The 17,682-nt window shown below is 37.4% G+C and carries 16 protein-coding genes and 1 pseudogene; 2 read left to right on the top strand and 15 right to left on the bottom strand.

What is annotated here, in order from left to right; translation table 11 throughout:
* Window positions 1-18 precede the first annotated feature (18 nt).
* From IYQ91_RS05070 to IYQ91_RS05060, 3 genes are all read right to left on the bottom strand, one after another.
* On the bottom strand, window positions 19-1,050 hold the full coding sequence (locus IYQ91_RS05070; protein WP_003026574.1) for a sensor histidine kinase: 1,032 nt from the start codon (window positions 1,048-1,050) through the stop codon (window positions 19-21).
* A 1-nt stretch (window position 1,051) separates the two neighbouring features.
* Window positions 1,052-1,738 (bottom strand): response regulator transcription factor, encoded by a 687-nt coding sequence (locus IYQ91_RS05065; protein WP_070242118.1) that lies wholly within the window; start codon window positions 1,736-1,738, stop codon window positions 1,052-1,054.
* Window positions 1,739-1,835: 97 nt separating this feature from the next.
* The gene (locus IYQ91_RS05060) at window positions 1,836-3,464 is read right to left on the bottom strand and encodes an SSURE domain-containing protein (protein WP_195673265.1); all 1,629 of its coding nucleotides are present in this window, start codon (window positions 3,462-3,464) and stop codon (window positions 1,836-1,838) included.
* A 151-nt stretch (window positions 3,465-3,615) separates the two neighbouring features.
* Here IYQ91_RS05060 and IYQ91_RS05055 point away from each other — a divergent pair, with 151 nt between their 5' ends.
* Window positions 3,616-4,071 carry a histidine phosphatase family protein gene (locus IYQ91_RS05055; protein WP_195673264.1) on the top strand — a complete coding sequence of 152 codons (456 nt, stop codon included), beginning with the start codon at window positions 3,616-3,618 and terminating at the stop codon, window positions 4,069-4,071.
* 170 nt (window positions 4,072-4,241) lie between these two features.
* Window positions 4,242-5,444 carry an IS110 family transposase gene (locus IYQ91_RS05050; protein WP_195673263.1) on the top strand — a complete coding sequence of 401 codons (1,203 nt, stop codon included), beginning with the start codon at window positions 4,242-4,244 and terminating at the stop codon, window positions 5,442-5,444.
* Window positions 5,445-5,617: 173 nt separating this feature from the next.
* Here IYQ91_RS05050 and IYQ91_RS05045 read toward each other — a convergent pair.
* The 12 genes and pseudogenes from IYQ91_RS05045 to cps2T all read right to left on the bottom strand — a co-directional run.
* Window positions 5,618-5,785: pseudogene (locus tag IYQ91_RS05045) on the bottom strand (NAD-dependent epimerase/dehydratase family protein); the annotation flags it as partial.
* Window positions 5,786-5,811: 26 nt separating this feature from the next.
* Window positions 5,812-6,864, bottom strand: a complete 1,053-nt coding sequence (locus IYQ91_RS05040; protein WP_195673262.1) for a sugar transferase — start codon at window positions 6,862-6,864, stop codon at window positions 5,812-5,814.
* A 10-nt stretch (window positions 6,865-6,874) separates the two neighbouring features.
* A complete protein-coding gene (locus IYQ91_RS05035; RefSeq protein ID WP_003026589.1) occupies window positions 6,875-7,867 on the bottom strand; it encodes a stealth family protein in 993 nt (330 codons plus the stop codon).
* Window positions 7,864-8,964, bottom strand: a complete 1,101-nt coding sequence (gene glf / locus IYQ91_RS05030; protein WP_195673261.1) for a UDP-galactopyranose mutase — start codon at window positions 8,962-8,964, stop codon at window positions 7,864-7,866. The genes IYQ91_RS05035 and glf overlap by 4 nt, the downstream gene beginning before the upstream one ends.
* 13 nt (window positions 8,965-8,977) lie before the next feature.
* Window positions 8,978-9,976 carry an acyltransferase gene (locus tag IYQ91_RS05025; protein WP_195673260.1) on the bottom strand — a complete coding sequence of 333 codons (999 nt, stop codon included), beginning with the start codon at window positions 9,974-9,976 and terminating at the stop codon, window positions 8,978-8,980.
* Window positions 9,977-9,978: 2 nt separating this feature from the next.
* Complete coding sequence (locus IYQ91_RS05020; protein ID WP_195673259.1) at window positions 9,979-11,394, bottom strand: flippase; 1,416 nt, start codon at window positions 11,392-11,394, stop codon at window positions 9,979-9,981.
* A 51-nt stretch (window positions 11,395-11,445) separates the two neighbouring features.
* Window positions 11,446-12,612, bottom strand: coding sequence for a polymerase (locus IYQ91_RS05015; protein ID WP_195673258.1), 1,167 nt, complete (start codon window positions 12,610-12,612; stop codon window positions 11,446-11,448).
* 87 nt (window positions 12,613-12,699) lie between these two features.
* Window positions 12,700-13,686, bottom strand: coding sequence for a glycosyltransferase family 2 protein (locus tag IYQ91_RS05010; protein ID WP_195673257.1), 987 nt, complete (start codon window positions 13,684-13,686; stop codon window positions 12,700-12,702).
* Window positions 13,687-13,705: 19 nt separating this feature from the next.
* Window positions 13,706-14,680, bottom strand: coding sequence for a glycosyltransferase (locus IYQ91_RS05005; RefSeq protein ID WP_195673256.1), 975 nt, complete (start codon window positions 14,678-14,680; stop codon window positions 13,706-13,708).
* A 24-nt stretch (window positions 14,681-14,704) separates the two neighbouring features.
* Window positions 14,705-15,343, bottom strand: coding sequence for a DUF1919 domain-containing protein (locus tag IYQ91_RS05000; RefSeq protein WP_195673255.1), 639 nt, complete (start codon window positions 15,341-15,343; stop codon window positions 14,705-14,707).
* A gap of 1 nt (window position 15,344) precedes the next feature.
* Window positions 15,345-16,493, bottom strand: a complete 1,149-nt coding sequence (locus tag IYQ91_RS04995) for a glycosyltransferase family 4 protein (protein ID WP_195673254.1) — start codon at window positions 16,491-16,493, stop codon at window positions 15,345-15,347.
* 2 nt (window positions 16,494-16,495) lie between these two features.
* Complete coding sequence (gene cps2T, locus IYQ91_RS04990) at window positions 16,496-17,668, bottom strand: beta 1-4 rhamnosyltransferase Cps2T (protein ID WP_195673253.1); 1,173 nt, start codon at window positions 17,666-17,668, stop codon at window positions 16,496-16,498.
* Window positions 17,669-17,682: the final 14 nt, after the last annotated feature.

Raw genomic sequence — 17,682 nt, 5'->3', positions numbered from 1 at the left:
GTCTATCTCACTTTCATTTTATAAATCTAATACAAGCGAAAAACTGCTACCTTGTCCATACTCACTTTGCACGAAAATATCACCACCCAATTGGCGTGCTAATTCACGTGCAATATAGAGCCCTAGACCGTGCCCGCCAGTTTTCATATTGCGAGAAGATTCTACCCGATAAAGTCGTTTAAATATTTTCTCCAAATCCTCTGACTTAATGCCCTGACCTTCATCTGCCACCGTTAAAGTCAAGCGCTTATTGTCAACCGCCGCATCAATAGTAAGCTTAGTGCCTGCTTCTGAATACTTAAAAGCATTGCTGACAAGATTGAGAATAATCCGTGAGAGTTTATCATAGTTGCTGATAATTTTTGCTGATTCTGGCTGCACTGAAATCTGAATATCTCGGTCTTCTTTATCAATCACCAATTGGAACTCCGACATAATATCAATCAAGAGCTTATCAAGGAAAATCTCTTCTTTTTCAAGCGGTACATCTGGCTGATTCATCGTATTCAGAGTGATAAAACTTAGCTCCTCGACCAGCTTATTCAACCGATCGGTCTGCCGACTGATGGTTTTGAGATAATACTGCTGCTCATCTGCCGCAATCACACCATCCAACATTCCTTCGACAGTTGCCTGAATGGATGTTAAAGGCGTTTTAATATCGTGTGAGAGCTGAGCAATCATCAAGCCTTTTTCTTTTTCACTTTCTTCTAAAGAGGCAAATGTGTTTTGCAAATCAGTAGACATTTCATTAAAAGCATCTGCTAATTCTTTAAATTCTGTTGGGTTTTTAATTGTATTGACCGTTTCAAACTTCTTGTCAGAGATTCCTTTTATGAGTTGTTTTAATTTATCCAAAGAAAGAAAGACACGGCTCAACAGCAAAAGGCTAACCAATGCCCCTGTAATACTAGCCAGAATGCTAATACCAATAATAAAATAAATATCACTTTTTGAAATCAGCATGGTGTTGACAGACCAGATGATTGCAACAACCGTGATCGTTGTGGAAATGAGGTATCCTACAATAATAAAGTGTTTTAATTTCATTTTAAACCTCTATCTTATACCCTAAGCCCCAGACGGTCTTAATCGTGGGTGTTTTTTCTGTACTGTATTTTGCTAAATCTTGCCGCAAGGCATGAATGTGAACATTCAACGTATTTGTATCATCTACAAAATCTTCTTGCCAGACTTTCTCATACAATTCTGTCTTAGAAAAGACCCGCTGAGGATTGCTGGCCAAAATCCATAGCAACTCAAAAGATTTAATGGTCATCATCAACGATTGTCCGTGCACTGTCACTTCGCGCGTTGCATGATTTATCTCTAAATCCCCTAGTTGGAGTTTTTCATCTGCTCCCACACTGCGGTGAATGCGCCGCAAGATATTATGCACCCGCAACACCAACTCCCGCGGACTGAAAGGTTTGGTAATAAAATCATCCGCTCCCATACTGAGGGAATAAATTTTATCCGGTTCAGATGTTTTAGCAGTGATAAAAAGGAAAGGTTGCTCCGGAGCAAGATACTGCACTTCGCCAATCAAATCATACCCGTCCATGTTGGGCATCATAATGTCGGTGACAATCAAATCAATCGGATATTTCTTAAAAAGCTCCAAAGCTTCCTGCCCATCATGCGCCACATTGACTTCATAACCTGCCTGTGTTAAATAACGCTTGTTAATCTCGGTAATCTCTACTTCATCATCTACTAACAAAATTCTCTTCGTCATTTTCTTACCTCTATTGTGAAAAATAGTGTTATACCACGAAAAAGTATAACACTATTTCTATACTTGATTCAAGCGTTATTGCTCACAAATGCGAGAATTACTTCTTTTCTCTGCGTTTCATGCCAACAAGTGCTAAAATAGCTGCTGCACTTAATCCAAGAAGTCCTAGGACTGTCAAGCCAAGAGAGGATTTTTGACCTGTATTAGGAAGCGATTTTTTGCTTGCTGTAGCTTGTCCACCTTTTGAAGTTGTTGCAGAAGGTGTGCCACCTTTATTTGAATGCTTGCTTCCGTCATGATCTGCTTTTTTACCTTGGTTTTGTGCCTGATCATTTTGACCTTGTTGAGATTGTCCTTTAGAGTCCGCTTTCTTTTCACCTTTTAGGTTAATCGTCACAGATTTCGTCGCAATGACATTCTTCAAGTCCGCTTTGCCATCTTTGGTTGCTCCATACACTGTAACAGTTGCTTTATACAAATGTGTTCCATTTGCTTTTAACTGTTCTAACAGAGCTTTGTCTTGTTTACCTGCAGCATTACCGTCCAATGAAACTTGGTAGAAATATTGGCCTTTGCCTAAGCTCGCTAGTGGCAATAGACCTGGATGCTTAGCTGAGCCATTATCTGACCATGGGGCGCCGTTTGAGGATTTCAACAAGAGACGTGTTAACATACCGTCACCACCAAAGAGTTCATACGGAATCACTTGATTAACACCAGCTGTAAATGGTCCTGGATAGACTGCATTTGTTAAATAACTTGCAGGGACATCAATTTTATCTTTGATGTTGTCTACTACGGATTTTTTCACTTGGTCAACGGTCGTAGTGCCATTCAGATTCAATTTTACTTGACGTGTTGCGACAACATTGTTCAGGTCTGCTTTACCATCCTTAGTTGCACCGTAAACTGTGACGGTTGCAGTATAGGTATGAGTACCGTTGGCTTTCAATTGATCCAAGAGTGCTTCACCTTGTTTGCCTGCAGCATTACCGTCCAATGAAGCTTGATAGAAATATTTACCTTTTGGAATGTTGGCAAAGGGTAGTAAGCCAGCGTGTTTTGCCGTGCCGTTATCTGACCACGGGGCGCCATTTGAAGATTTCAACAAGAGACGTGTCAGCATACCGTCACCACCGAAGAGTTCATACGGAATGACTTCGTTCACGCCTGCCGTAAAGGGACCAGGGTGGGTCGCATTTTGTAAGAAGGAAGCTGGTACATCTGTACCACCTTTGATGTTATCCGCTACAGATTGCTTAGCTTGAGCAAGAGTTGGATCTTCTTGCGCTTTTGAAGCTGTTTCTTTTGCAACTGTTTCTGACGCCTTTTGGATTTTTTTCGCAGCTTCCGCGACGGACTTGCCTACTTTGTTTTCTTTTGTAACTTCTTGTTTTTCTTGCACCTTTTTATCTGGTGTTTGAGTTGTTTTGCCAGACAAGTCTTGTGAGGGTTTTGTTGTACTTGGTGTTTCTTTCTTTTCAGCTGACGGGCTTTCTGTTTGCCCTACTTTCGAATCAAGTATGGATTTACCAAAGTCTGTCGAACTATTTGAAGGGGTTGTTGTCACCACCTTGTTTTGCGAACCAACTTGTGCATTTACAGGATTACTAATGAGAATAAAGAATCCGCTTGTCACAACAACCGAAGCTACACCTACACTCAGGCGGCGAATAGACCATTTGGTATATCTTTCATGATTTGGACGATGATTTTTGGCAACCATATTATTTACTCCTTTGATTATTTTTAATGGTTAATTAAAGTCTACCAAGCTCTTATTAACTATCCCTAAGACAAAGTTAAAATTTTTCTTAAATAAGCATTATTTCTTGCTTATTTATAGAATTTTCACATGTTGTGATATACTAGATTACATGAACAACATTTATTATTTTGTCCGTCACGCGCACTCAACTTACACACCTGACGAATGGACACGCCCTTTGTCACAAAAGGGACTCACTTCCCTCTCACAATTAAAAATACTAGAGAATAAGCCAATCTCTGCTATTTATTCTAGTCCTTACCAACGAGCAATTGAAACGATTGAGCCTTTGGCACTAACCTTTGGGCTTCCGATTCAACTTGATAAGCGATTGATTGAACGAAAACTAAGCAGTCAGCCGGTTTCCGACCAAACATTTGAAACTACACTCAAGCAACTTTGGCAAAATCCTGACAGTTCTCTACCGGGTGGCGAATCAAATCTCATAGCTCAAAACCGAGCTCTATCATTTCTGCAAGAATTAGAAGAAAACATACTAAGATTAGTAGTGAAGAAATCTCCGACGGGAGAGAGTACTCACTACTTTTTCTTTATGTTAAAGTAGTAGTGTCTTGTAAAGTCGTAGGGCTCTATGGCGCTAGACGTCGCTTGACAAACTGGCAAGACACCTTGTTTTAGGTGGAGTTTGATCAAAGTATGTAGGACGCTAAACGTCGCGTATTGAAAATAAAATCACTAAAACATGGAATTATTCAAGACAAAAGAGGTAATGTCATGCGTGCAGTATTTGGAATTGATGTCAGTAAAACAAGTTCTGAGGTGGCAATTTTAGTCAACGGTGAGAAGGTTCATGGCTACTCCATACTCAATGATGCCATTGGATTCAATCGCCTGTTGGGGGACTTGAAAACTGTTCATAACCCTGAGATTATATTTGAGGCCACAGGCGTCTATTCTCGACGTCTTCAGGCTTTTCTTGAGGAATGTGGTTACGCTTATACACGGCTAAATCCACTGGAAGCTAAGAAACAGTTGGACAGTCTGCGAGTTCGTAAAACAGATAAAATTGACGCTGAAAAGTTGGCTAAATCTCAGCTTGTGCACAATCGTAAACCAACTTACGTGCAGGAAGAAGTTTATCAACACCTGCGTGATTTAAGCCGTTTCTATCAAAATATGACTGAAGATCTTGTTCGAGCTAAAAACCGTCTGCACAAGGTTCTACAAGTCACCTTTCCTGAATTGGAAAATCTCTTATCCACACCAACTGGAGAGCAATATTGGAACTTAGTGATGGCTTTTCCATGTAAAGAGTTTGTATTAAGCCTATCTCAAAGTGACTTGTATGAGATTATCCGTCAATCTACCTCCAAACGCATCTCTGAAAAGCGTATTGCTTACCTGACTGATAAACTTATAAAACTCGCTAAACAATCTTTTTGTGCGGTCAAGAAAACCTCTCCAATGCTTGAAGAGGTTCGTTACTATGCTCAAGAATTGCTTCGTCTTTCTGAACGCAGACAAGTTGTCTTAAACGACATGGTAGCTCTAGCTCAGCCTTTACCAGAGTATGACATCTTACGGTCAATTCCTGGCATCGCAGAAACCACAGCGACATCTATCATTGGCGAATTGGGAGATATTCGTCGATTTCACTCTGCCAATCAAATCAACGCTTTTATTGGCATTGACCTGAGACACTATGAATCTGGGAACTTTCTCGCTAAGGAACACATCACTAAACGAGGTAATCCCTATGCCAGAAAAATCTTGTTCAAGTGCATTCACAACATCGCTTCAGCTAGTCATACCAATCCCTGCCATATCGCTGACTTTTATGAGAAACGAAAAAGACAATCGACAATAGCTTCAACTAAGCCACATACGATTGCCTCTATACATCGTCTCATTCGAACAATGTATTACCTCATTACGCATAACAAACTTTACGATTATTCTTTGACCCAAAATCGATAAGGCTGTCTATGCCGTATTATTGTAACACCTTGTTTCAAAAAATACCAGATGAGGTGTTTTTTAGCATGCCATTTTATGGATCAAAAAGTGTTAGAAATAAGACAGTAACCTCAGAATAGCTACTGTCTTATCTCTTTTTTTACTTAAAGCCTTGATAGACTTGAAAAATGGTAGAAAAAAGGAACCGTCACACCTGTAATAGTTTTTAATCTATCTAAGACCTGAAGCGAACTATTTGAAAAATCATCTACAACTACAACATCATAGCCACTTTTTAATAATTCCACTACTATGTAGCTACCGATATAACCTGCACCACCTATGATTAAAATCTGTCTTATAAGACTATCACTTCATAATAACAATCTCACTTCAATTTTGATAGTGCAGTCCTCAAATATTGCCCTTGCCGAAGTTTACTACCAATTTGTTTAGCATTTTCTAACATTTCTTTGTATTGCTCTTCTGACAAGGTATCTAAATTTTCTTTTAAATCAGAAAGAGAAGAAACAACTAGACCACACTGTTTATCTATCACAAAATGAGCCAGTGCTGACTCTTCCCAAACAACTACAGGAAAACCTGCTGCTAAATAAAGTGAAGCCTTGTGCGAGTTGTTATAGCGAAGGTACTCACCAAATACACCACTACATGTCTCAGCGCTATCACCATCCCAGACAAGACCAAAACCACCCTCAAGAGCTGCTGGTAGCTCGTCAGGTAAGAAGGACCCAAAGTAAGTCTCATTCGCAAGAGCTCTGCTCTCGTCGAAGCCAACACCATAAAGGTTATAAGCAGGTTCATCAGGAAGAGAGTAAAGATAACCAGCTTTTTCCTGAGCCAAATTACCAGCCACAATAATTGGCTGATTCTTAGTAAGACCCGTCTTCTCTTGGAAATTTGGAATCAAATAATCGAAAATACCAAGGCTAACAACCTTATCTGCCTCAACCCCTTTATCCACCAAAACAGATTTCATTATTGGATTGTGGGCGATGATACCATCAGCTGCGCCAAGAAGACCTGATTCCTGAATTTGAATTCGAATCTTATGCTTCAAAGGAAAATTCTCAACATTAACATAACGAAGAGCTTCTAAATCGTGGATAATAAAATGAACTTTTACGCCTTTTTTCTGTGCTTTCTTTACATGATGTGTTGTGAAAAAACTATGATGAAGCATTGGGAACTGGATCAATAACTCATCACCTTGCTTTAGTTGAGCCAAGGCCTGACCAAAAGCCTTGGATTTATGAAGCTGTGCTTTAAGTGTACTCATCTCGTACCAATTATCAACTGAAAGAACCAAGGCTTGATAACCTTCTCTCTTTACAATTTCTTCAACATCATTACGTGCCTTATTACCGGCATTTTTAACATTATTATCGTGTAAAAATTCTTCTTTTAAATAGTATTTCATCTCTTATTTCTCATTTTTCAAAAGCTGATTTTTCAGGATAGCGTTCTTTCAATATTTCCTTAAAACGAATGATATTCTCCTCTTTAGAGTCAACATCATCATTTACACAAAGCAGTTTTTTATGTTTATCTTTAAAGATACTCTCTAATCGATCCACTTGATTCAGGTCTATCGACTCTCCAAAATTCTTTGACATAGGATAAAACTGATTACTTTCAATCTGCCAATGCTGACAGATGTATTGATTAACATCTACTCCATAGTCTCTAATTTTATTTCGTGACGTTCTATCTAATGTTTCACCCTCAATGTCCCATAAATGTGCCAAGGTACTCTTTTTCATAGGTGCAGCTAAATGGTTATTCACATAGCCTGTTGGCCCCCATGGCAAAAGTAGCAAGTTTTTCAAAACTAAATACCCATAACGATGATTGAAAAATTTCCAAGGCGAGGACTTTAGTGCCTTCTTATTAGGAAAATGGCGATAAATCAATTCAACATTATTGTGATAAGTATTCGTAAATGGTGACCAAGGAACTAAAGCATCATATACAGCTAAAAGCTTAGGTTGCCCATTCTTATAAAAATCCGAAGGTTGACTATCTCTAATCAAGTACACATCATCATTGAAATACAAATAATTCTCCGACAAGCCCTCAATCCGATGGAGGTTGAGTTCAATAGCCGCTGAATTATAGGTAGGTAGATACTCTTTAGGGATAAACTCCTTATGAGTGACCAACTTGAGTTTTGGATGCTCCAAGTTCAACCATTCCGGTTTTTGGCCATTGGTGACTAAGTAAACACGATTTACCCAAGGAGCATGATTTTCAATCATTCGAAACCAGTAATTAAAAATCCCGTAATCACGATAACGCTGCTCTCCGTCGATTTCTTGGTCCAAATCTGCCACTTGACCAGTCACAGCTTGTTTCTCACGGATAAACTCCGGATCACTCCCGTCAACCCAGAGAACCACGATATCAATCTTATCTTCTGTCATTTAGTAAATTCTTTCTCTACGACTTCCAAAGCACGCTCAATGACCACGTGCATGTCGTAGTATTTATAGTCTGCTAGACGTCCACAGAAAATGACCTTGTCATTTTTCTCAGCTTCTTCTTGGTACTTGGCAAACATAGCATTGTTCTTTTCATCATTGATTGGGTAGTATGGCTCATCTCCACGTTTCCAATCAGCTGGGTATTCGCGGGTGATGACCGTCTTCGGTTGGGTTCCATACTCGAAGTGCTTATGCTCAATGATACGAGTATAAGGAATCTCACGTTCTGTGTAGTTGACTACAGCATTACCTTGATAATTTTCCTCATCCAAGATTTCGTGTTCAAAACGCAGGCTGCGGTACTCCAACTCTCCATGTTTGTAGTCAAAGTATTGGTCAATCATCCCTGTAAAGACTACTTTTTCAGCTGACGCTTCTAGTTCTTCACGATTGGCAAAGAAATCAACCCCAAGCTCTACTTCCACATCGCCCAGCATATTTTCGATAATGACATTGTAACCACCGATTGGAATTCCTTGGTAACGGTCGTTAAAGTAGTTATTATCAAAGGTCAAACGAACCGGAAGACGCTTGATGATGAAAGGAGGCAGGTCTGTTGCAGAACGTCCCCACTGCTTCTCCGTATAGCCCTTGATCAATTTTTCATAGATGTCTGGACCAATCAACTTGATGGCCTGTTCTTCAAGGTTCTTGGGCTCAACATCTTTCATGTCAGCCGTTTGCTCAGCAATCTTATCCTTAACCTCTTGCGGAGTCTTAGTTCCCCACATAGCATAGAAGGTATTCATGTTAAATGGAAGATTGTAAAGACTGCCCTTATAGTTAGCAATAGGGGAATTGATATAGTTGTTAAATTCAGCAAATTGGTTGACATAATCCCAAACCTTTTTGTTTGAGGTATGGAAAATGTGGGCACCGTACTTGTGAACATTGATTCCTTCAACATTTTCACAGTAAATATTTCCGCCAATGTGATCACGCTTGTCAATCACTTTTACTTTTTTGCCACGTTTTGTAGCTTCGTGTGCGAAGATTGCTCCAGACAAACCAGCACCAACGATAAGATAATCGTACATTATAAACTCCTTTTTATAATTTAACTATTCGATTGATATAAGGGATTTTCATTAATGTCATACTTATTAGAAAACTAATCATTAATGTGAAAACAGGGAAAAATAAGTATGCACCCACTATGTTACACCCTATCAACTTTTGCCATATCTGCATAACATAGGTATGTATAATGAATACCCCCATCGTTTGGACTGATAACAAGTAGATCATTCTAAATTTAGAAGCATCAATGGTTAGCGTCAATAAGGTAAGAAATAGTCCTAAACTAATTACTTTTACCAAAAGATTGTCATAAAAATATTCAGCAAAAAGATTATGATAAGTATTTTTTGCTATGAAAAATAATATTATCGGTGAAATCAATAACAAAAGTATGCTAACTATTTTCATCCATCCCTTAAAGATTGATTTTAAATTATCTATATTGAATTGTGCTACAAAACCACCTAAAATGTAGTAAAAGAACCAAGTCCATAATCTAAACGTCTGTATAACATAAATTTGCACTGGCATTTGAAGCAAAAAATTTATCAATTCAAAAATCAAACCAATAATTGTTAATACAGATAGAAAGTACAAATAACTTCTTTTTGAATGTAAATACTTCTTCAATATCGGCAAGCATAAATAAATTAGTATCAATGAGCCAAAAAACCAAAATTGAAAGAAATAACCCTTTTGTATCAAAGAAGCCAAAATTTTTTTAATTGGATTATTTGTGAAGTCTCTTTTAAGTAACCAGATGATAATAGTCCATGACGACACTGTTATTAGAATCCATTTTATTTTATGTAGTATATAGGGATATGTTATCTTGCTTTTACCCAATAATAAATAACCATTCACCATAAAAAACAAGGGAATTGAATAAGTACCTAAATAATATAAATAAGATGAGTAATTCCATCGCCCTGTTTCCTTAAAACCTGGCATCGTAGTGTGAAGCAAAACAACTCCGATACAAGCGATTATTTTAATCAAGTCTAAATTTATATTCCGTATTTTCTTCATTTCTAATTTTTCCCTATTATTTGTTTTAATTCTTTCACATCTATCACTTTCAGAACTAGAATAGCAAGCAGATAAATGAGGCCGCCAAGCACTGCATACACAAGAACATTTAAAGTAGGTGAAAAATGCAAGAATGGTTTTGCACTTAGCAACAAGCCATACATCATAGCAGATGCGCATACAATTTTTGCCATAGACCCAAGAATCGGTACTTCCTTAAGGTAAGGAAGGGTATAGTACAATTGAATGAACCATACCAGTGACTCCGTTAGAACTGATACAATAGCCGCACCGATAAAACCAAAATGAGGCAAGAAGAGCAAATTCAACCCCACACTTACTATAGCAGGAATGGTGGTGGATAGCATAAATTCTTTGTTTTTATCGTGCGGGATGAGAATTTGAATCCCCATAATATTGGTCCATCCGATGAAGAACATGCGGAAGATCATGATGGCAATGGCATAACGTGCGTCCTGGAAATCCTTCCCTAGGAAGAATTGAACAAAGTCATCGTTGACAATCAGCATGCCAGCAATGATGGGGAAAATGACCAAATTATAAATCAAAAAGGACATTTGGTGCATCTTGTTGACAGCCTTGTGATCTCCTGAGGACAAGAGGCTTGATACACGGGGCAACATGACACTTCCCAGAGACGTCACCAAGGTCAACAAAATATTGACGAGTTTTAAAGCCTGGTCGTAAATCCCGACATCCTTTGTAGAGGCGAGAGCCCCCAGCATGGTCCGGTCAAGAGTAACATAGAGGGAAATGGCAATCTGCGGTAAAAAGAGCAGAATGACTGGTTTTAAATGCACCCGTGCATAAGCCATATCAAAATGTGCTTTCCCAATGAACTCCCGAGCAGGTAGCCACATACTGAGCTGACCTAACAGCTCAAAGATGGTTAGTAAGAATACATAGAGATAAAGATCATTGGCAGATTTAACGAACAAGAAGATGGAGATGACTCCGACTAGCTTAACCGTAATATTTCGAACCGTAATCTTGCGGAAGTCCTCTAAGCCCTGAAAAAACCAGGAGATATCGAGCCCTTTTGATACTAAGCTAAGTCCTAAGATATAGGCAACTGGATTTTGCATAGAAGACAGGGTCACACATAAAAGAACATAGAGGCTAAGGGATAAAACCGTAGCACCAAACTGGAGGGTATAAATCCCCCAGAAATTCTTTTGGATGTTTTTCCGGTGCCCTGAAATTTCCTTAGTACCGTAATTGGCCACTCCTAAAGTCGCTAAAAGGATAAAATAAGTGACAATGGAGTTGAAATAGCCGTAAGTTCCTAAATCTTCAGAGCTAAATACCCGAGTGACATATGGGGTGGTGATAATCGGTAGAATAATCACCAGTAGCTGGTAGGAAAGATTATAGGCGTAATTTTTTAAAACTTTCATAAGTACAATAACTTGTTTTAGCCTTCCTTTGAATTTGACGAATACTCTTCTTTATTCAATTTTCGCATCCTCATTCACAATAAATAGGCGACTGATAAATAAGATTAATGGAGAATAACGAAGAACTAACATCTGAGGATCAAACATACCATGGATAATCATAATTCCTAAGCAAGCCAGTACGATATCTTTTTGAATGGATACAAAATAACGCATCACTTTTGTCAATGCAAACAACATAAATGCACTGACAATCAGGCCATCAATAACCAATAATTGAACAAAAGAGCTATCAATATAATTGTAATTACTAGTGAAATTTCCAAATATATCAAGAGTTGTAAAGGAAATTGGTTGCCCTAACCAAGATACCCCAAAATTTTGAAAACCATTGACACTGAGACGCAAGCGATTATGCGTAAATTGATCGACTAAGTGAAATAAATTCCCAGATGAATAAAAACAAAAATACAAGATAATCACTAAAGCTAAAATAAAACCGTAGTGCACAAGTGTCTTTGTCCAGAAGTTTCCAATGATAAACTCTTTTTTAAAGATTTTAATACTCAACAAAGCATAGGTTAGTATCAAAATGCTTAAGTAAAATGGACTAGATGTCGAAGTCTGTTGATACATATAAATGGTAGACATCAACAGAGCTAACAACTCAAGGTAGGAAATCTTCTTCCCTCTAAACATAAGATAACTACATAATGCAAAGAACATACGTTGAGAAGCAAAGGAAACATAGTTAAATCCAAGACTATAACGATAACCACCATCTGCACTCATCAACATATTTGAAATAATTCCCATCTTACTAGCCAAAATAGTGACAATGAGAACTGAGAATGTCGCTAAGGAGAAGGTACCTAATAATTTCTTGAACTCTATATCCCTAGCTGAAAAAACTAATAATAAAACGTTTATGTCAAGTAAACCATCACGATTTTTTGAAACTATCAACATCGAAAAGAGGAATGCAAGTGCTATTAACAGCGATTTCCAGTGAAATCTAAAGTAATACAAGGTCTTCGGAAGAGTGATAAACTCTTTTATCAAAATCATGATAATAGTAAAATAGAGAAACATCCTATACAGGAATAGAAAACCATCTAATCGAACAAAATAAGTGGTTGTGACTAAGGAAGCGACAGCAACCCATATAAACAAGGTGAATAAATAAATTTTTTCTGAGATAAAACGATTGTTCATCACAACAGTCATCCAAACCTTTCAATCATAATCATAAAGTCTTATTACTAGTATCTAAAAAAACCTCTCACAACTAAATAGCGAGTACCCCTATTTTATCAAGGTTTGCAGTTTTTTTAAAAAAATTACTGTCAGATACATTCTGAAATGTAATAACCGCCTAACTAGAGGATGAAGCGGAGAAGTAGCTTTTTTTAGCAATGCAATCATCTCTTGATTTCTACACAAGACCTCAACATAGTGTCGTTTTTTAGAAAGAGACATCTTTTGCTTTGATATGTTCTGAATATTACTCATCAGGATGCGCATCTTTATTTGATCTATAAATTGATCATCATGGATATTCCAACTTGTCATCAACTGATCAACTTTTCCTAGTTCTTCCAATTGATAGTTCATCCGATTAGGATTATACTGTCCCATCGCAGAATCTACTCTTCCTGAAATATAGACATAATAACCAGATTTCACCAAGAAAACCGCATTAACATGCTGATAAACATTCAAATTGAAACGAACATCTTCTCCCAATTCATAGGATTCAAAAACAATTTGATGTTCCTCCAGAAATTCTCTACGGTAAATTTTATTCCAAACAGTATACATCATATCTGTTAAACATAATTCTTGAAAAAGCGCAATAAAATCACTCTTGTCTTTTTTTCCTTCAGTAGGAAGTATTTTTGCCGATCGATCTATTTCTGATAAGTTCTTTTCAATCGAATTATAGTAACTAAACACCAATAAGTCTAATTGGGAATCTAATTGACTTTCCACATCTGAAAATAGATTTCCCACAAGATAGTCGTCCGCATCCACAAAACAGATAAACTCGCCTTTCGCTTTGGATAAGCCAAAGTTACGTGCCGGACCAACACCATGGTTTTCAATATGATAGACAGAGATATTTGCGTACACATTAGCATAACTATCACAAATACTACCACTACAATCTGTAGAACCATTATCTATCACTATAATCTCCAAGTCATCATAATTTTGAGAAATAACACTTTTTAAACAACGATCAATGTATTTCTCAACGTTATAGACTGGAATAATAACAGAGTATTTCAAATTAAACTCCCATTTCATATCAGAAAATGTTTTGAATACTGAAGGCTAGTTTTAATACTTTAAGTCTAAACAGTATATATTTTAACTTATTTGGTTGGTCTTTCATTTGAGAAAGAGAAACACTATTCTTAAGTAATTCTTGTTTCACTTCATTAGTAATGTCTATATATTTTTTATCTAATTTAGATTTATATAAACTTGCCAAGATATGAGTCAAGCCATTCACATAATATAGCTGTGAAATTTGTAATTCTTCTTGATTTAATTGTGAACAAACAAAATCAGAATAAAAAACTTCTTTGTAGAACCCAAACATATCTCTAAACTTCTGCTCATTCCAAGACTGTGTAATGGAATCAGGATTATCAATTAAATAGTGATAATACTTTTGATTGGTAGCAAAGACATTCTTGGCTGAAAGAAAAAGCTTGTAATTCGTTCCCAAGTCTTCGTAATATTTTCCTTTTGGAAAAGAAATATTATTATCAACAAATAAAGACTTTTTGTATATTTTGTCGTTGGCAAAACCTGTGATATAACTGTGCTTGAGCATTTGGACAAAAGCGTCTTTACCTTCAAAGACTTGAGTCACTACTGAATCCGAAACTATAACATCTTTTTCACCTTTGACAAACTCACGATTAAAAGAAATAATATCAAATTTTTGAGATTCTAGCTCTTCTGCCAAGTCTATAAAGGTATCTGGCTCAATCCAATCATCTGAATCAGGAAAATAAACATATTCTCCTTTAGCCTGAGAAATACCCGTATTGCGAGCTTCAGAAAGTCCTCTATTTTCTTTATGAATAACTGAGATAAAGTCATAAGCTTTAACATAGTCATCACAGATTTGAGGAGATTTATCAGTACTTCCGTCATCTACAAGTATAATATCATAATTATGCCACCCTTGGACAAGTACGCTTTCTACACAACGTTTTAAATACTTTTCAACATTATAAACTGGAATGACAACAGTTAAAAGTGGTTTCATGGATTCTTCACCTAAATTTTTATTTTATGTTAGAACTTCCCCACCCTTTTTCAACCAAGTAACAGCATTAAAATAGCGGTGGTGAGTTTTCAAATCAATGCCAACGTGTCCTTGCTTTTCAGCTGATTTAAAATGAACTAAGGAAGGTAAATCACTATAATTCTTCGAAGAAAAAATAACCTTACTCTTATATGGAAGCTCTTCGAATTCTTTCATCAATTCATAAGTGCAAGCATCATTGTCATTGAACTTGAAATACAAATTATCCCAATGAATACGTGCCAAACGACGTTGCCATTTTTGAGTTGCTTCTTCTTCATCTGCGTAATGCAAAAAATGAAGTTCAATATCGCCAAGAAGTGCAAGAGGATAGGCATTATCGAAATCCTTGATGTACCTCGATTCCTTAACGAATTTCAAGGGGATATCTCCACTCAAATAATATTTTAGGTTCTTGAGCATTTTGATGTAATCAGGTGAAAAGACAAACATCCCAACAAAGGGTGTTTGATAAGGTAAGCCTAACTCCTGATAAACTTTCCTAGCCCAACAATTATCACAAATAATTGTGAAATTTTTATTTTTGAGTCGTCGTCTTGGGATAAAATTAATAATGGGATAAACGATTGGTTTTAATTTATTCTTAATTTTTTCAGTATTCATCTTAGTATTTCCTATACAACTCCGAAAAATTCCGAATATAACTTTGTAAGGAGAAGAGTTCTTTTTGACGTTGGACAGAGGCCTTACCAAATTGCTCTCTCTTCTCAGTGTTCTCGGATAAATCTTGAATAGCCTTCGATAATTCTGCAGGCTGATTTGGAGTGGCTAGGAGACCATTTTCACCCTCCTTAACCATTTCACAGACACCACCATGACGATAACCAACTACAGGTTTACCACAAGCCATAGCTTCTAGTACGACTGTTGGTAATGGATCTGGATTGGTACTTGGCAAGACAAAGATATCAAACATATTATAGAGTTCTGTCGTCTTGCTATAATAGTCGATTCGCTTGATTTGTCCAGCTACTGGTGAGTCTGAAATGGTTTTTTCCAGCTCATCCACACGCCATTCTTCACCCTCAAATGCACTACCTGCCAAAAAGGCAACTGCTTTTGGATTAGCCTTCAAGATTGGAGTCACAGCTTCTAAAAAGTCGCCTTGACCTTTCCAGGCATTAACTCGTCCGATCATACCGATGACAAGCGCATCTTGTGCGATACCAAACTGATCACGGACGGCGTTGGCATCCATTTCGTGATAGACGGCATTGTCAACACCATTATAGATGACTTGAACTTGGTCATTTTTTACAAAGCGAGACTGCTTGACGTGGTTGGCTACAGCATTTGAAACCGTCACAATCGTATCAGCATAACGTCCCATCAAAAAGTTGATAAAATCTGAAATTGCTTTTGGTTTGACAATAATTTCATGAACATGCCAAATCAAAGGAAGTTTCAACTTACGTTTGAGATAAATTCCCTCAAGTACTGCAGTAGTATTGTTGTGAATGAGAGTAATTCCATTTTCCTTAGCATATTCAGCGATTTGCTTTGAATAACGGTTATATGAGCCAAAATACTCAAGAATCCCCTTAGGATTAAAATATTTACGGCGCAAGATTGGATAATCGATAACTTTAACTTTAGCACCAACATTCTCCAGAGCACCCACCAAGACACCAGCATTGGGTAAAATAACGTGCGTTTCAAATTCGTCTTTATTCAAACCTTTAATAAGCTCCAACAAAACCTTGTCAGCGCCATACATTTCGGCACCAGCATGGAGATATAAAATTTTCTGCATTTCTATCCTTTAAATACTTTTTCGTAGTCTATAACAATCTTTTCCCAAGTAAAGGCTTCAGAGATACGTTTACTTGATTTTTGATTGAGGTCTTCGATAGCTTGTTCATCCAATTGCTCAGCTTGATCAATGACACTTGCTAATTGATCTTTCTTCCAATAAATAGCACCATCTTCACCAACTTCGCGGTTGAAACCGACGTCCAACAAGAGATTAAGCTTAGTAGACTCCAAAGCCTCAAGAAGGGACGGATTGGTACCACCTACTTCATGACCATGGAAGTAAGCAAAGGCATTCTCGCGAATGTATTTGAGCAATTCTTGATCATAGACAGTCCCGACAAATTTAACACGAGGGTCCTTATCAAAACCTGTTTCCTGACGCAACTTGTTGTAGAATTTATTTTCTTCAACATTTGTAATGAGAACAAAGTCCTTGTCAGAGTTAGACGCCATAAAACCACGAATCATGGCCTCATAGTTGTTTTCGGGAACGAATCGTCCCACAACTAGATAATATCCGTTTTCAGCAACACCCTTTTCCTGATACCAACTACGAATTTTTTCGTCCTCAGGTTTTAAAACAGACTTACTTGTATCTGTCCCGTAGGCGATGTAAGTCGTCTTGGGCCGATACTGTTTATAGTCTTCTCGGATATATTTTTCGATATTTTTACTATCGCAAACCAATAAGTCCGCATGCTTGACCATGAGTTGCTCTGAGTATTTCCAATACTTACGGACGGGGAAACTCCATTTTGATCGGAGCCACTCATGTCCATCAGGATTGACAAATAAACTGCCTCCGATAGCTTTAATTTTTTTCTTGAGCCCAGCGATAAAAGGCCCAATACGACAAGCTAAAATATAGAAAATAGGAGCCTCATCCCTATTTGCTTTAGCGATTTCAATCGCTCTATTTACAGCAGCAATATCATAGGCAATGGCTCTAGCTGGCCCAATATTAGGCACGTCAATATTGAAACAAATTGCCCCGTTATGCTTAAACTGGTCATCTGTGATTCCAGACTTAGCTGAATTTTCACGCATACAGGCTACATAGTACTGTATACTACTATCTTGCTGATATTCTGTTAATTTCTCAACAAAGGTTTCAAAGCCACCATACTTGGCAGGGATTCCTTTTGAGCCTATGATATAAACTGACTTCTTCATCTTTCTCCTATCAA

The sequence above is a fragment of the Streptococcus sp. HF-2466 genome (assembly GCF_015594645.1).
Lineage (GTDB): Bacteria > Bacillota > Bacilli > Lactobacillales > Streptococcaceae > Streptococcus > Streptococcus anginosus.
This window is presented reverse-complemented; position numbering and strand designations above follow the sequence as displayed.

Bases quoted from the DNA above. Each gene is read 5' to 3' on its own strand.
- IYQ91_RS05070 (WP_003026574.1), bottom strand. From the start codon at position 1,050: ATGAAATTAAAACACTTTATTATTGTAGGATACCTCATTTCCACAACG.
- IYQ91_RS05065 (WP_070242118.1), bottom strand. From the start codon at position 1,738: ATGACGAAGAGAATTTTGTTAGTAGATGATGAAGTAGAGATTACCGAG.
- IYQ91_RS05060 (WP_195673265.1), bottom strand. From the start codon at position 3,464: ATGGTTGCCAAAAATCATCGTCCAAATCATGAAAGATATACCAAATGG.
- IYQ91_RS05055 (WP_195673264.1), top strand. From the start codon at position 3,616: ATGAACAACATTTATTATTTTGTCCGTCACGCGCACTCAACTTACACA.
- IYQ91_RS05050 (WP_195673263.1), top strand. From the start codon at position 4,242: ATGCGTGCAGTATTTGGAATTGATGTCAGTAAAACAAGTTCTGAGGTG.
- IYQ91_RS05040 (WP_195673262.1), bottom strand. From the start codon at position 6,864: ATGAAATACTATTTAAAAGAAGAATTTTTACACGATAATAATGTTAAA.
- IYQ91_RS05035 (WP_003026589.1), bottom strand. From the start codon at position 7,867: ATGACAGAAGATAAGATTGATATCGTGGTTCTCTGGGTTGACGGGAGT.
- glf (WP_195673261.1), bottom strand. From the start codon at position 8,964: ATGTACGATTATCTTATCGTTGGTGCTGGTTTGTCTGGAGCAATCTTC.
- IYQ91_RS05025 (WP_195673260.1), bottom strand. From the start codon at position 9,976: ATGAAGAAAATACGGAATATAAATTTAGACTTGATTAAAATAATCGCT.
- IYQ91_RS05020 (WP_195673259.1), bottom strand. From the start codon at position 11,394: ATGAAAGTTTTAAAAAATTACGCCTATAATCTTTCCTACCAGCTACTG.
- IYQ91_RS05005 (WP_195673256.1), bottom strand. From the start codon at position 14,680: ATGAAACCACTTTTAACTGTTGTCATTCCAGTTTATAATGTTGAAAAG.
- IYQ91_RS05000 (WP_195673255.1), bottom strand. From the start codon at position 15,343: ATGAATACTGAAAAAATTAAGAATAAATTAAAACCAATCGTTTATCCC.
- IYQ91_RS04995 (WP_195673254.1), bottom strand. From the start codon at position 16,493: ATGCAGAAAATTTTATATCTCCATGCTGGTGCCGAAATGTATGGCGCT.
- cps2T (WP_195673253.1), bottom strand. From the start codon at position 17,668: ATGAAGAAGTCAGTTTATATCATAGGCTCAAAAGGAATCCCTGCCAAG.